This window comes from Streptomyces sp. NPDC097981 (assembly GCF_040302565.1).
Classification (GTDB): domain Bacteria; phylum Actinomycetota; class Actinomycetes; order Streptomycetales; family Streptomycetaceae; genus Streptomyces.
Window position 1 is genome coordinate 212,074 of sequence record NZ_JBEORW010000009.1, and the last position, 15,268, is coordinate 227,341.

8 protein-coding genes are annotated in these 15,268 nt (G+C 70.7%); 7 read left to right on the forward strand and 1 reads right to left on the reverse strand.

The window, feature by feature from the left end; translation table 11 throughout:
• The first annotated feature begins 49 nt into the window (after nt 1–49).
• Nucleotides 50–1,993, forward strand: a complete 1,944-nt coding sequence (locus ABTY04_RS11990) for a TIGR03960 family B12-binding radical SAM protein (RefSeq protein WP_352213223.1) — start codon at nt 50–52, stop codon at nt 1,991–1,993.
• A gap of 48 nt (nt 1,994–2,041) precedes the next feature.
• On the opposite strand, the gene ABTY04_RS11995 is transcribed toward ABTY04_RS11990, so the two are convergent.
• Nucleotides 2,042–3,463, reverse strand: a complete 1,422-nt coding sequence (locus tag ABTY04_RS11995) for a recombinase family protein (protein ID WP_352213224.1) — start codon at nt 3,461–3,463, stop codon at nt 2,042–2,044.
• 174 nt (nt 3,464–3,637) lie between these two features.
• Here ABTY04_RS11995 and ABTY04_RS12000 point away from each other — a divergent pair, with 174 nt between their 5' ends.
• From ABTY04_RS12000 to ABTY04_RS12025, 6 genes are all read left to right on the forward strand, one after another.
• Entirely contained in the window at nt 3,638–3,784 is a 147-nt protein-coding gene (locus tag ABTY04_RS12000) for a hypothetical protein (RefSeq protein ID WP_352213225.1), read from the forward strand.
• 49 nt (nt 3,785–3,833) lie between these two features.
• Entirely contained in the window at nt 3,834–4,796 is a 963-nt protein-coding gene (locus ABTY04_RS12005) for a hypothetical protein (protein ID WP_352213226.1), read from the forward strand.
• Between the two features lie 124 nt (nt 4,797–4,920).
• Complete coding sequence (locus tag ABTY04_RS12010; RefSeq protein WP_352213227.1) at nt 4,921–5,700, forward strand: TIGR03936 family radical SAM-associated protein; 780 nt, start codon at nt 4,921–4,923, stop codon at nt 5,698–5,700.
• Nucleotides 5,701–5,934: 234 nt separating this feature from the next.
• Nucleotides 5,935–9,648 carry an Rne/Rng family ribonuclease gene (locus tag ABTY04_RS12015; protein ID WP_352213228.1) on the forward strand — a complete coding sequence of 1,238 codons (3,714 nt, stop codon included), beginning with the start codon at nt 5,935–5,937 and terminating at the stop codon, nt 9,646–9,648.
• A 339-nt stretch (nt 9,649–9,987) separates the two neighbouring features.
• Nucleotides 9,988–11,556, forward strand: coding sequence for an FG-GAP repeat domain-containing protein (locus ABTY04_RS12020; protein WP_352213229.1), 1,569 nt, complete (start codon nt 9,988–9,990; stop codon nt 11,554–11,556).
• Nucleotides 11,556–15,152 (forward strand): LamG domain-containing protein, encoded by a 3,597-nt coding sequence (locus ABTY04_RS12025; RefSeq protein WP_352213230.1) that lies wholly within the window; start codon nt 11,556–11,558, stop codon nt 15,150–15,152. Before ABTY04_RS12020 ends, ABTY04_RS12025 begins: the two co-directional genes overlap by 1 nt.
• The last annotated feature ends 116 nt before the right edge of the window (nt 15,153–15,268 follow it).

Here is a 15,268-nt window from a genome sequence, read left to right on the forward strand (position 1 = left end):
CCTCGGGTTACGCTTGAGAGTCGCCCTTTGCCAGCTTCACGAAAGTCGCGTGATGTCCGAGTCGGTCTTCCCACAGCTCGAAGCTCTGCTCCCGCATGTGCAGAAGCCCATCCAGTACGTCGGCGGTGAACTGAACTCCACCGTCAAGCCGTGGGATTCGTGTGACGTCCGCTGGGCGCTCATGTACCCGGACGCGTACGAGGTCGGGCTGCCCAACCAGGGCGTCATGATCCTGTACGAGGTGCTGAACGAGCGCGAGGGCGTGCTCGCCGAGCGCACGTACAGCGTGTGGCCGGACCTCGAAGAGCTGATGCGCGAGCACAACGTGCCGCAGTTCACCGTGGACAGCCACCGCCCCGTGGGTGCCTTCGACGTGTTCGGCCTGTCCTTCTCCACGGAGCTGGGCTACACGAACATGCTCACGGCCCTGGACCTGGCGGGCATCCCGCTGGAGGCCAGGAACCGCACCGTCGACCACCCGATCGTCCTCGCGGGCGGCCACGCGGCCTTCAACCCCGAGCCGATCGCGGAGTTCATCGACTGCGCCGTCATCGGCGACGGCGAGCAGGCCGTCCTCGACATGACCGAGATCATCCGCACGTGGAAGGCCGAGGGCCGTCCGGGCGGGCGCGAGGAGGTCCTCTTCCGCCTGGCCAAGACCGGCCAGGTCTACGTGCCGGGCTTCTACGACGTCGACTACCTGCCCGACGGCCGCATCGCGCGCGTCGCCCCGAACAAGTCGGGCGTCCCGTACCGCGTGTCCAAGCACACGGTCATGGACCTCGACGAGTGGCCCTACCCGAAGCAGCCGCTGGTCCCGCTCGCCGAGACCGTCCACGAGCGGATGTCCGTCGAGATCTTCCGCGGCTGCACCCGCGGCTGCCGTTTCTGCCAGGCCGGCATGATCACGCGCCCCGTACGGGAGCGAAGCATCACCGGCATCGGCGAGATGGTCGAGAAGGGTCTCAAGGCGACGGGCTTCGAGGAGGTCGGCCTCCTGTCCCTGTCCTCGGCGGACCACACCGAGATCGCGGACATCGCCAAGGGCCTCGCGGACCGGTACTCGGACGACAAGGTGGGCCTGTCCCTCCCGTCGACCCGTGTGGACGCGTTCAACGTCGACCTGGCCAACGAGCTGACCCGCAACGGGCGCCGCTCCGGTCTGACCTTCGCCCCCGAGGGCGGCTCCGAGCGCATGCGCAAGGTCATCAACAAGATGGTCTCGGAAGAGGACCTGATCCGCACCGTCGCCACCGCGTACGGCAACGGCTGGCGCCAGGTGAAGCTGTACTTCATGTGCGGCCTGCCGACCGAGACCGACGAGGACGTGCTCCAGATCGGCGACATGGCGGTCAACGTCATCGCCAAGGGCCGCGAGGTCTCCGGGCAGAACGACATCCGCTGCACGGTGTCGATCGGCGGCTTCGTGCCGAAGCCGCACACCCCGTTCCAGTGGGCCCCGCAGCTGTCGGCCGAGGAGACGGACGCGCGCCTGACGAAGCTGCGCGACAAGATCCGCGGCGACAAGAAGTACGGCCGCTCGATCGGCTTCCGCTACCACGACGGGAAGCCGGGCATCGTCGAGGGCCTCCTCTCGCGCGGCGACCGCCGCATTGGCGACGTCATCCGCGCCGTGTACGAGTCGGGCGGCCGTTTCGACGGCTGGCGCGAGCACTTCTCGTACGACCGCTGGATGGAGGCCGCGGAGAAGACGCTGCCGGCGCACGGCGTGGACGTGGCCTGGTACACGACCCGCGAGCGCACATACGAGGAGGTCCTGCCCTGGGACCACCTGGACTCCGGTCTCGACAAGGACTGGCTCTGGGAGGACTGGCAGGACGCCCTCGACGAGACGGAGGTCGAGGACTGCCGCTGGACCCCGTGCTTCGACTGCGGGGTGTGCCCGGAGCTCGGCCTGGAGATCCAGATCGGCCCGACGGGCCAGAAGCTGCTGCCGCTGAGTGTCGTGGGTGGCGGGCCGAAGAAGGCGTGATGTCGTGCGGATGTCCCCCTGTCGCAAGACGGGGGGACATCTGTGTTTCTACAGGCCGGCCGCGAACTCGTCTCTCACGACCACAAGCCGCTGACGTGCATCGTCCGGAATCACGAGTTCCATGCGGATCCGGGGGGCGCGAACCTTCGGGATCTTGCTCCTTGTCACCTTGCACGTGATGCCCGCCCGCACGAGATCCGAGGCCATGGCCTCCATTCCACCTTCCGCCCAGGATTGGCGGAACGTCTTGCCGGTGGACGTCTCCACCCATCGGTTCCGCGCGTACTCCCTGATGCGAACAGGCTCGTCCCCGAGGATGGACAGGACATCCGTCATGAGCCTTGCGTAGACGGAATGAGGATCGGGGGCGCCCTGCCCGCCGCCTCGGCAAGCACGGCACCGGAGGTACTCGTAACACCTGCCGGTGTTGCTTCTCGTCCTCTGTGCGGTCATATGCGTGCCGCAGTCCGCGCAGACAAGTACGCCCAGGAATGCGGTCGCCCCGCCGGGCCGACGGGCGGGCTGGGCCTTGGAGCGTTGGTCGAGCGTGGTCTGCAGTTCTTGGAACTGCTCCTCGGTGAAGATCGCTTCGGCGATGCGGATCGGATGACCCTCCCTGCCGAGTAGCAGCTTCGAGCGGCGAACGCCCCCCTTCTTGTCCTCTTCCACGCGGTACCCCATCAGGGCAGGGTTGCGAAGTCTTCGGAGCAGTGTGGAGGCCGTGAGGCCCGGTCCGCAGACTCCGGCGCGGACCAGAACCTTGGCCAAACGCCGTACCGAGGCACCCTGCAGGACTCTGGCCCGGCACCAATGCAGGGCACGTCGGGCCTTCTCGTCGATGGCGAGGGCACTTCTTCCGTCTGCATCCTCGGCGACGGTGTAGCCATAGGCGGGCTTGCCGACAAGCCACGCGGTTTGTGTTTTCGCGTAATTCCACAGGCTCGCGCGCCGCATGCCCGTGTTGGCAGCCTCGATCTCGGCGATGCTGCCGAGTACCGCAGCGAGTGTCCTTCCGGCTTCTGTCGCCAGGTCGATGGGGTCGTGCCTGGAGACCAGGTTCTTTCCGAACCTCAAGCACCAGTCGATCATCGTGGTCAGGTCGGCTGCTCGCCGCACCAGGCGGTCCAGCTGCCAGAAGAGCAGTAGGTCGAACTCGGGGGCTCTGTCCCTGAGCCATGGTCCGAGCTGAGGGCGACGCCACGGAGGGACCGTGGCGGCGGAGACGTTCAGGTCGCGTGCGACTCCGACGACCCGGTAGCCCCGTTCCCGGGCGAGCAGGCGGAGATCGAGCTCCTGGCGTGCGGGTGAGGTCGTGTTCGCCGTGACCTCTGAGAGCCGTACCGACAGCAGGGCCCGTGGGGCATCGACCGGCAGGAACTTCTCGTCCCTCTCCAGCTCGTCCAGGAGAGCGATGTCTGTCGCGGTCCACGACGGGTCTGTCCATGTGCGTACGCGCAGGTTTTCAGTCATGTCAGAAGAATGCCGATGAAATGCAACCGGTTTCCGTGCATGTTCGGCGTCGGCTGAAAATGACGTGCCCTGACGGGGATTACTGCCTGTTCTGCTCGCGAATCGATCCCAAGAGATGCAATGTGCTATTGCTTTCCGGTGGTATTTCACATCCGCTTATCCAGGAGACGGTCGATGGCCAAGATCGAAATCGACGAGGAAGCGCTGGCGCTCGCCGCCGAGGCGCTCGGCACCCGCACGGTCGAGGAGACGGTGAACGCGGCGCTTGTGGAGATCGCGGCGCGGGCGGGACGCGGCCGGGTTCGGGAGCCCATCGACTGAGCTGGGGCTTCGCCGCAACGGTTGGGGGGTTTCGGGTGTCCCTATGGGCATGGAACTCGACAAGCGGTATCCCGGTGACGGCGGCGAGGGCTGTCTTGTGGGTGTCGTCCGGATACCCGTCAAGATCGTGGCGTTGATCGTCGTACTGCCCGTACGGGTGGTTTGGGATCTGCTCGTCGCGTTCGGGCAGGCCGTCCGGCGGCACGTGCTGGGGCCCTTCTCCGTGTACGTCCTCCAGCCGGTGCTGCGCGCGATCGGCTGGGTGCTGACCGTGCTGCTCAAGCTGGTGTTCGTCTGGCCGTGGGTCGGGTTGTGGCGGTATGTGATCGAGCCGGTCCACGTCCACGTGCTCGCTCCCGCCGGGCGGTTCCTGTACGCGTACCTCTTCCGTCCGCTCGGTGAAGCGTTCCTCTGGGCCGGGCGCGGCGGGATGCGGTATCTGCTCGCTCCGCTCGCCAAGGGCCTGGCGCGGGTGGTGCGGGTGCTCGGGATGGCTTTGTTCGTCTGGCCCTGGGTGGGGCTGTGGCGGTACGTGCTCGCGCCGGTCGGCCGAGGGCTGCTGTGGCTGGGCGGGGCCCTCCACCGGTACGTGCTCACCCCGGTCGGGCATGCCCTGGCCTGGGCCGGTTCGGTGCTCTACCGCTGTCTGCTGCGGCCCCTCGGCGTGTACGTGCTCGCGCCCCTCGGGCAGGCGCTCGTCTGGGCCTGGCACGTCGCCGGGCGGATCCTGCGGGCCGTGTGGCGGGGCGTCCGGCTGGTCGGGTGGGTGCTCGTGGGGTGGCCCGTGGCGCAGGTGTACCGGCACGTGCTGACGCCGGTCGGCCATGCCGTGCGGGAGGTGTGGCGCAGCGTCCGCGCCACCGTCCGGGAAGTCCGGGCCGAAGTGCGAAGGGCGCTGTTCGGGGGCCCCGGCCGGGAACCGGCGAGGTCACGGGCGCGTACTCTGGGTAGTACGACAGCCGCAGGCACTGCGCCCGCCCCCGAGAGCTCCCCGCCCCCGCGGCGGGGGTGAGCCGGCGGGCACGGCACGGGCCGGCTCACCAGATCTCAGGGCGACGCGCGAGCCGCGGAGCCCCGCACAAGGAGAAGAACCACTGGGCAAGCGACAGCCCGAAGGCCCGCCCCCCGCACCGGTGGTGCAGCGCATCCGACTGCGCTACACCAAGCGCGGCCGCCTCCGGTTCACCAGCCACCGAGACTTCCAGCGCGCTTTCGAGCGGGCACTGCGGCGTGCCGAGGTGCCCATGGCCTACTCGGCCGGCTTCACCCCGCACCCCCGGGTGTCGTACGCGAACGCCGCGCCGACCGGCACGGGCAGCGAGGCCGAGTACCTTGAGATCGCCCTCGCTGCACCCCGCGACCCCGAGAAGCTCCGAGAACTGCTCGACGAGTCGATGCCGGTCGGGCTCGACATCACCGAGGCCGTCGAGGCCCGTACCTCCGGGCTCGCCGACCGGCTGACGGCCTCCGTGTGGGAGCTGCGCCTGGAGGGTGTGGAGGGCGCCGACGCCGAGCGGGCGGTCGAGGCCTTCCTCGCCGCCGAGACGGTGGAGGTGCAGCGCCGCACCAAGAACGGCATGCGCACCTTCGACACCCGCGGGGCCGTGGTCAGCCTTGAGTCGGTTCCTGCCCCGGCTGATAGGCCGCTGGACAGTGCCTGTGCGATACTGCGCCTGGTTGTTCGGCATCTGACACCTGCCGTGCGACCCGACGACGTCCTGTCCGGTCTCCGAGCTGTGGCCGACCTGGCGCCGCCGGTCCCCGCAGCGGTGACCAGGCTGGCGCAGGGGCTCTTCGACGAGGAGTCCGGCACGGTGACCGACCCGCTCGCGCCCGACCGCGAGGCTGTCACGGCCGCCCCACCCACGGCCGCCGTAGCCGCCGACGCGAAGGCGCCGGAAGGTCCCGCCGCGTAGGGATCGTCGTCGTCGCGCAGCCCTGGCACTCGGGAGCCACCTGGGTCGGGCCGCGCACTGACCTGAAGACTTCCGCCAGGCCGTACGGACAAGACGTACGGAACCGGCGGCCATGGACCAGAGCTCCCGTGTGGCGAACGCGCCCCGGAGGCCGGTTCCGCGCTGATCGTGCGGAGCCGTGCCGGACCGGAAGTCAGCCGCGGCGCCCGGGAGCGTGACGGGAGAACCGCCCGCATGCTCAACAACGAAACCAACAACACCACCGGTGGCGCCGACAGCGGCAGCCCGAGCGACAACCTGCCTCCGCGCAGGCGTCGCCGTGCCGCGTCGAGGCCCGCGGGACCGCCCGGCGCGACGGCTGCCGCAGCGGCCGCCGCGGTGACCGAGAGCGCGCCGGCCGCCCCCGTCGAGGAGGCCGCTCCGGCCGCCGCCCCGGCCCGTACCCGTCGTCGTGCCACCCGCGCCGTCGCGGCCCCCGAGGCCGCTGCCGCTGCCGTCGAGGTCGTCGTCGAGGCCGCAGCCCCGGCCGCGGCCGAGGAAACCGCCGCTCCGGCGCCGCGGGCCCGCCGTCGTGCCACCCGTGCCGTCGCGGCCCCCGCCGCCGAGGCCGCTCCGGTAGCCGAGGCCGCTCCGGACGAGGCTGCCGCCCCGGCCGCCCCGGCCGCCCCGGCTGCCGAGGAGGCCGCTGCTCCGGCGCCGCGTGCCCGTCGCCGTGCCACCCGTGCCGCGGCCGCCCCGGAGGCTCCGGCCGCCGAGGCCGTCGTGGAGGAGGCCCCCAAGGCCACCGTCACCGTCGCCGACGCGGTGGACTCCCCGAGGCGCGGCGGCCGCCGCCGCGCCACCCGCTCCGCCGCGTCCGCCGCCCCGGCCGCTCCGGCCGAGGCCGCGCAGCCCGCGGCCGAGGAGCCCGCCGCCCCGGCCCGTGGCCGCCGCGCCACGCGCCCCGCCGTCGCCGTCTTCCAGGCCCCGGTCTTCACCGAGCCGATGTTCCAGACCCCGGAGACCGCCGCCATGGCCGCCGCGGCCGCCGCCGCAGCCGTCGAGGCGGAAGAGGCCGAGGAAGAGGAGGAGCTGGAGGCCGAGGCCGAGGTCGTCCAGGCTCCCGCCGCACAGCCGGCCGGCCGTCGCCGTCGCCGTGGCCGTGGTGCGGTCGAGGCCGCCCCGGTCGCCGAGTCCGCGCCGATCTCGCCGGCCGACATCGAGCTCATGGAGGACGAGGCCGAGGCCGCCGAGCTCGACGAGGACGAGGCCGACGAGACGGGCGAGCGCCCGTCCCGGCGCCGCCGTCGTGGGGGACGTCGCCGTCGCCGCGGTGAGGCCGCCGACCTGGACGAGTCCGCCGAGGACGAGGAGGAGGCCGCCGAGCAGGAGGCCGCCGAGCTCGACGAGGAAGAGGAAGAGGCGGAGGAGGCCGGCGCCCTGGGCTCCAGCTCCAGCCGTCGCCGCCGTCGCCGTCGCCGCCGCAGCGGTGACACCGGCTTCGAGGGCGAAGCGGGCGAGGAGGACGGCGTACGCACCGTCGTCAAGGTTCGCGAGCCGCGCCCTGCGCGCGAGAAGGCCGAGCCGTCCGACGAGGTGCAGTCCATCAAGGGCTCGACCCGTCTGGAGGCGAAGAAGCAGCGCCGCCGCGAGGGCCGCGAGCAGGGCCGCCGCCGCGTCCCGATCATCACCGAGGCCGAGTTCCTGGCGCGCCGCGAGGCCGTCGAGCGCGTCATGGTCGTCCGCCAGAGCGGCGAGCGCACCCAGATCGGCGTCCTCGAGGACAACGTGCTCGTCGAGCACTACGTCAACAAGGAAGAGGCCACCTCGTACGTCGGCAACGTCTACCTGGGCAAGGTCCAGAACGTGCTGCCGTCGATGGAGGCCGCGTTCATCGACATCGGCAAGGGCCGCAACGCGGTCCTGTACGCCGGCGAGGTCAACTTCGAGGCGCTCGGCATGGCCAACGGGCCGCGCCGCATCGAGTCCGCCCTCAAGTCCGGCCAGTCGGTCCTGGTGCAGGTCACCAAGGACCCGATCGGCCACAAGGGCGCCCGCCTGACCAGCCAGGTCTCGCTGCCCGGCCGCTACCTGGTCTACGTGCCCGAGGGCTCGATGACCGGCATCAGCCGCAAGCTGCCCGACACCGAGCGCGCGCGTCTGAAGACCATCCTCAAGAAGATCGTCCCCGAGGACGCGGGCGTCATCGTGCGCACCGCCGCCGAGGGCGCGAGCGAGGACGAGCTGCGCCGCGACGTCGAGCGTCTGCAGGCCCAGTGGGAGGACATCCAGAAGAAGTCGAAGCAGATCACGACCTCGTCGCCGAGCCTGCTGTACGGCGAGCCGGACATGACCGTCCGCGTCGTGCGCGACATCTTCAACGAGGACTTCTCGAAGGTCATCGTGAGCGGTGACAGCGCCTGGGAGACCATCCACGGCTACGTCTCGCACGTGGCCCCGGACCTGGCCGACCGGCTGTCGCGCTGGACCTCCGAGGTCGACGTCTTCGCGACGTACCGGATCGACGAGCAGCTCGCCAAGGCGCTCGATCGCAAGGTGTGGCTGCCTTCGGGCGGTTCCCTCGTGATCGACAAGACCGAGGCGATGATCGTCATCGACGTCAACACCGGCAAGTTCACCGGTCAGGGCGGCAACCTCGAAGAGACCGTCACCAGGAACAACCTGGAGGCGGCCGAGGAGATCGTGCGCCAGCTGCGGCTGCGCGACCTCGGCGGCATCGTCGTCATCGACTTCATCGACATGGTCCTGGAGTCGAACCGCGACCTGGTCCTGCGGCGGATGCTGGAGTGCCTGGGCCGAGACCGTACGAAGCACCAGGTCGCCGAGGTGACCTCGCTGGGCCTGGTCCAGATGACCCGCAAGCGGGTGGGCCAGGGCCTGCTGGAGTCCTTCTCCGAGACCTGTGTCCACTGCAACGGGCGCGGTGTGATCGTGCACATGGAGACGCCGACTGCGGTCGGCGGCGGTGGCAACGGCAAGCGCGCCAAGCGCCGCGGTGGCCGCGGTCACGAGCACGACCACGAGATCGAGGGCGTCGAGGCCGTCGAGAGCGAGGTCCTCGAAGCCGAGACCGAGGCCGAGGTGGCCGCCGAGCTCGCTGCGCCGGTGGCGCTGCCCGAGCCGGCGTTCGTCGCGGACGAGGAGCTCTACAGCAGCCCGGCGGAGGCGGAAGCCGCGGCCGGCCTGAGCGGGCGTCGCAGCCGTCGCCGTGCCACTCGCAAGGCGACCGCTCCGGCGGGTGCCCCGCGCGGAGCGGCCGCTCCGGCCGAGGCCGCGGCCCCGGCCGCCGAGCCGGTGGCCGAGGCCGAGCCGGTCACCGAGCCGGCCGAGACGGTGCTGGAGCCGGTTGCCGAGGTCGTCGCCGAGGCCGTGGACGTCGAGGCCGTCGAGGCCGCCCCCAAGGGCCGTACCCGTCGCCGTGCCACCCGCAAGGCGACGGCCCCGGCCCCGGAGCCCGAGCCGGTCGTCGAGGCCGCCCCGGAGCCCCAGCCGGAGCCGGTCGCCCCGGCCGAGCCGGTCACCCCGGCCGCCGAGGAGGCCCCGGTCGAGGAGGCTCCCGTGGCGGAGGCCGCCCCGGCCCGTCCGCGTCGGCGTGCCACCCGTAAGGCCACCGCACCGGCCGGTTCCCCGGCGGGCGCGGCGGAGGCTGCCGTCGTGGTCGTCGAGACCCCCGCCGCCGAGCCCGAGGCCGCCCCGGCCCCGGCCGGGGCAGTGGAGGCCGCAGAGGCCGAGGAGGCCGCCCCGGCGGCCAAGAAGACGGTCCGCAAGGCGGCCGCCAAGAAGGCCCCGGCGAAGAAGGCCACCGCCGCCAAGAAGGCGACGGCGGCCAAGAAGACCGTCGCGAAGAAGGCGACCGCCAAGAAGACCGCGGCGAAGCGGGCGACGAAGAAGACCGCGGCGGCCGAGCAGCAGTCGCTGCCGTCCGTCTCGGCTCCGACCGAAGCCTGATCAGGACCTAGGGTCCCCGCACCACCCGCCCCGCCCGATACCGAATCTCGGTATCGGGCGGGGCCTTTTTGCTCAACCGTGACCAATTCGTTAGAGATCAAGATCGCCTGATGTCGGACATCATCTCTTGTACATGTCAATCAGGTGGGCGACAGTAACCGAACGCTTTACGCGGCTTGTCACGGGTGGGGACCACTGACGAGCGGGGGGATGAGCTGCCGCACGCATGACCCGCGTGCGCGGGGGCTCTGTGCTGCACATCTCCACGGTCTGTCCTTCTCACGTTCTTCCGGGCACCGCTCAGCGCTCTGCAAGAACTGACAAAGGCAGAACAATCACGTGAGCAGAACAATGCACGCGCCGCTCGGTGCGGCCAGGCGGTATGCCGCCAGAGGGACGCTGGCCGTGTCGTCCGCGGCCCTCGCCCTCGCACTGACGGCAGGGTCGGCTCCCCTCGCGAGTCCGGCCGCAGCGGCCACCGGCTGCGCCGGAGCCGAAGCGGACTTCAACGGTGACGGCATCCGGGACACCGCGATCGCCGACACCGACGCGACCGTCAACGGCGCTTCCAAGGCCGGAGTCGTGCACATCGTGTATGGCGGTGGCAAGGGAACCTTCGAACTGACCCAGGAGAGCGCCAAGGCCGGGGCCTCCGAAGCAGGCGACGGGTTCGGCTACTCGCTGGCCGTCTACGACGCAGACCTCGACGGCTGCGCCGATCTGGCGATCGGCATCCCGTATGAGGACGTTGGTGGCCGCCCCGACGCAGGCCGGGCCGTAGTCGTCTACGGTTCGCCGGCCGGCCTCGCCGCCGGCAAGGCGAGCATCCAGTACCTGCAGGGGGCGGCCCCGCTGTCCGGCGCCGCCGAAGCCTACGACTGGACGGGCTACTCCCTCGCGGCCGGAAAGTCCTCGACGGGTGTGCCCTTCCTCGCCATCGGGGCTCCCGGTGAAGACCTCGGCACCACGCCCGACGCGGGCGGGGTGATCTACGTCTCGGGTTCCTCGACCGTGAGCATCGGCATCATCAACCAGGACACCGCGACGGCCGGAGCGGTCCCGGACACGGCGGAGCCGTACGACCGGTTCGGTGCCTCCATCGCGGCCACCCCCACGCACCTTGCCATCAGCTCCCCCGGCGAAGCCCAGGGGAACGTCGTGGACGCCGGCGCGGTGACGGTGTTCAGCCACACGCTGGTCTCCGGCGTGCCCACGCCGCTGAACGTGATCACCCAGGATTCCCCGAACGTGTTCGGTGTCTGTGAGACGGGCGACGGCTTCGGGACGTCGATCGCCGCCGTGCCGTACCGGGCGGAAGGCGCCACGAGTACGACCGAGTCCCTCCTGGTCGTCGGTATCCCCGGTGAGGAGCGGACGACGACGCAGGACTCGGGAGGGGTGGAGGTCTTCCGTCTCAACGCCGCGGGAGGCTTCCAGGAGACGGAGTACGTCGACCAGGCCACGACCGGCGTGTCGGGTACCGCCACATCCGGCGACCACTTCGGCCAGCGTGTCGTGGCCGTCAACACCGCGCCGGACAGCGTCAGCACGCCGGAGAACACCCGCATGGCCGTCGGCATACCGGGCAAGGAGAGCACGAGCGGCGTCGTCGACCGCGGCCAGGTGCAGATCCTGCCGCTGGTCGGACCCCCCGGGGAAAGCGACGTGCTCCTCGGACCGGGCTACGGCATGCCGACGCCTGCCGCGACGCGCCAGTACGCCGGCATGAGCCTCGGCAGCAGCACCGCCGGCCTCTACGTCGGGCTGCCCTACGGGCCGGCCGAAGGCCGAGCGGTCTACCTCTTCCCGTGGAACGTCGGCAGTGCCGGGGCCCCCATCCAGACCTTCAAGCCCGGTGAGGGCGGAATTCCGGCCGGCACCAGCACCTTCGGAACGGCGGTCCGGTGATGGCCGACCAGACATCCGCCATCCGCCGGACCCTGCTGCGGCGTACCTCTCTCGCCGCCGTGGTGACGGCGGGCGCAGTGCTGGCCGCAGGCCTCGGCCTGCCGTCGGACTCGGATCCCCCGGCCACCGAGGCGGTGGCCGTCGGCACCCCTGTCCAGACGGAAGCGGAAGCACTTGCTGCCGCCCGCAACAGCGGCAAGCAGGTCGAGGTCCTCGGCCTGCGCACCGAGCAGCGGGAGATCTTCGCCGCGCCGGACGGTACGTACACGGCCCGCGAGTACACCGAGCCGGTGCACGCCGTTCAGAACGGCAAGTGGGTCGACATCGACAAGACCCTGGTCAAGCGGGCGGACGGCAGCGTCGGCCCGAAGGCGGCCACCGTCGGCCTGACCTTCTCCGACGGGGCGGCGGGCAAGCCGTTCGTCACGATGCGCCGTGGTACCCGTGAAATGTCGCTGACCTGGCCCTACGGCAAGCTCGCCGCGCCGGTGCTCGACGGTGATACTGCCACCTACCCCGATGCCCTGCCGGGTGTGGACCTCAAGGTGCGCGCCGAGGCGAACGGCTTCGGCCACCTGCTCGTCGTCAAGACCCCCCAGGCCGCGGCAGATCCACGGCTCCAGCGACTGGACCTGGGCCTGAAGGCCAAGGGCCTGAAGTACCAGAAGAACGCGAACGGGGCCGTCACTGCCGAGGACAGCGCGGTCGGTGGAACGGTCTTCCAGTCCGGTGCACCAAGCATGTGGGACTCGGCCGCCTCGCAGGAGACCGCCGCCCGCGGCAAGGGCCCCAAGGCAGTCTCCCAGTCGCTGTCCGCGGCCCGCGCCGACGCGCCCACCGGGAAGGACGCGGCTGCGGCGCTCGCTCCCGCCCTGGAGGGCCCGGGGGGCGGCGGGAAGGCCGCGCCTCTCGGCATCGAGGTGTCGGCGGACAAGCTGACCCTGGTCCCCGATCAGAAGCTGCTGCGTGACGGTGCGACCGTCTTCCCCGTGGTCATCGACCCGATCCAGAAGACCGCCGACCGATCCGGCTGGACCGCAGTCATGTCGGGCAAGCCCTCGGTGGGCGAGTGGCAGTACTCCGGAAGCGCGGGCGTGGGCAGGTGCCCGACGGACTACAGCGCCGCCTCCTGCGCCGGCGTCGGCGTACGCCGCGTCGCCTTCCAGATCCCGCTGTCCTTCTACAAGGGCAAGCAGATCCTCGGCGCCACCTTCAGCGCGCGCGTCCAGCACGTGTACCCGGCCGACGCCCATGCCGAACCCATCCAGCTCCAGCGGATCGGGGGCAGCACCGCCCATATCGACAGCGGCAGCAACTGGTCCAACACCCAGAACTCCACGCTGACGACGCTGGAGACGCTCAACGAGAAGATCCAGCCCACGAGCTGCGAGTCCCAGGCCAACATGCACTTCAAGTCGGGTGCCACCGGTGGTCTGACCAACAGCGTGCGCACGGCGGCCGACGAGGGCTGGCCCTCCATGCTCTTCAATCTCCGGGCCCAGGACGAGAGCAGCTTCCAAGGCTGGAAGCGGGTGTGCGGCAACGCGTACCTGAGCATCAGCTACAACACGCTTCCGGGTGTCACCGACACCGGCGCGATGTCGTCCAATCCGGGCGGCGCCTGCGTCACCGGATCGGGCCGCCCCTACACCGACGTGCCGCCGACGCTCCGTGCCATCGCCAACGACGAGGACTCCGGCGAGCAGGTCAAGGTCCGCTTCAAGGTCGAGTGGAAGGACGCGGCCGGGGCGGCCAAGTCCTACGAGGAGGACACGGACTACAAGGCGCCGACGTCCTCGACGCCATTCGAGCACGTCGTGCACTCCGACATCCCCGAGAACACCCCGATCTCCTGGAGCGTCGTCACGCACGACGGGGACGGCTGGGGTCCGTGGAGCGCCAAGTGCGAGTTCATGTACGACAAGTCCTTCCCGGGAACGCCGAACGTGTTCTCCGCGGAGTACCCGGCCACCAAGGAGTACCACGACGGTGTCGGCGCCCCCGGCACCTTCACCATGGCGCCCAACGCGGACGACGCGGTACCGGACACGGACGTCGTCAAGTACCGCTACTCCTTCGACGGCGAGCCCGGCAAGGAGATCGCGAGCGCCACGGCGGGCGGCCCCGTCTCGGTGAGCTGGACGCCCACCCGTCCCGGCCCGCACTGGGTCGATGTCACGGCGATCGACAAGGCCGCGCATCCGAGCGCCACCGCACGGCACAGCTTCTACGTGGCCGCCGGTGCCTCCGCCGCAGCCCAGTGGAACCTCGCCGACGCGCCCGGCGGCAACGCGGCCGACGAGGAGACGGGCAAGTACCCGGCGGGCTTCGGCCCCGGCGTCACATTCGGTGTCCCCGGACCGGGCGGCGCCATCGACTCGGCGGCCCACTTCGACGGCACCGGCAATGGCTGGGTCGATGCAGGCAGCACCGTGCTGGACACCCAGAAGGGCTTCAGCGTCAGTGCCTGGGTCCGTCCGTCGGACCTCAGCCGTGACATGACGGTGGTCAGCCAGGACGGCACCGGCGAGCCGGGCTTCGTCCTCGGTTACGACGCCATCGACAAGACCTGGAAGTTCTCCATCCCGCTCAGTGACGTGGACACGCTCGGCGAGTGGAAGGCCGTCTCCACCGGGGTCACCCCCGTCAAGGACGAGTGGGTGCTGCTGACCGGTCTCTATGACGGCGCCGCGGGCAAGCTCCAGCTGTATGTCAACAAGGAGCTCAAGGGCGAGATGATCCGCCGCTCCACCTGGAAGTCGTACGGTCCGCTCCAGATCGGTCGCCACATCGACAAGGCAGGCTACGAGGGCGCCTTCGCCGGCGATCTCGCCGAAGTCCGCATCTTCAGCCGTCCGCTCCTGCCGGTCCAGATCACCGAGATCACCACGGTCAAGCCGGACCGCAAGGGCTACTGGCAGCTCAACTCGGCGCAGTCCGGGGTTTCTCCGAACCTGGTCGCCGGCGGCCAGGGGTTGACCCTGGCGGGCAACGCCGCGCTCTACACCCCCGATCCGCTGGACCCGTTCCTGACCGCGCCCATGGTCGGGGCCGGCCAGCTGGTCCTGGACGGCAACGGGGGCTACGCCTCGACGGCGAACGCCCCGGTGACCGGAGCCCAGAGCTTCACACTCGCGGCGCGAGTCCAGCTCAGTTCACTCGGCGCCACCGCCTCGCAGACCGTCTTCTCCCTGCCGGGCAAGAATGCCAACCGGGTCCAGGTCCGCTACCAGGCAGCCACCAAGCGATGGGAACTCGCCGTCGCCGCGACGGACACCGCGGGTGCGGCCGTGAAGGTCTTCTCCGACGACCAGACCCTGCCAGACACCAACCCCATCGGCCAGCACCTGGCCGTCGTCTACGACGCCTTCGCCGGTCAGGTCCGGCTTTACGTCAACGGTCAGTTGGCGGCCTCGGCGCGGGGTGTCGAGAACACCACGTGGGCTGCCACCGGTGGTCTCCAGGTCGGCCGCTCGGCGCTCGGCAACGCCGAGTACTTCGCCGGGGCCATCGACGAGGTCCGCGCTTACAACGGTGCCATCGACTCCACGGCCGTGGTCCAGCTGGCCGGAACCGGTGAGCTGACCGACCGCTAGGCCCTTTTCCAGAACAGGCGTGCCCGCCCTGTGCAGGGCGGCGCGCGGGTTGTCCCGGTAGCGGCGGGCCAGGAACACCCAGTCGTCGGCCCACTGAGAGGTGGACTGCCCGCTGT

What these genes read in the sequence shown, in the direction of transcription:
- ABTY04_RS11995 (WP_352213224.1), bottom strand. Translation starts at nt 3,463, where the DNA reads ATGACTGAAAACCTGCGCGTACGCACATGGACAGACCCGTCGTGGACC.
- ABTY04_RS12000 (WP_352213225.1), top strand. Translation starts at nt 3,638, where the DNA reads ATGGCCAAGATCGAAATCGACGAGGAAGCGCTGGCGCTCGCCGCCGAG.
- ABTY04_RS12005 (WP_352213226.1), top strand. Translation starts at nt 3,834, where the DNA reads ATGGAACTCGACAAGCGGTATCCCGGTGACGGCGGCGAGGGCTGTCTT.
- ABTY04_RS12015 (WP_352213228.1), top strand. Translation starts at nt 5,935, where the DNA reads ATGCTCAACAACGAAACCAACAACACCACCGGTGGCGCCGACAGCGGC.
- ABTY04_RS12025 (WP_352213230.1), top strand. Translation starts at nt 11,556, where the DNA reads ATGGCCGACCAGACATCCGCCATCCGCCGGACCCTGCTGCGGCGTACC.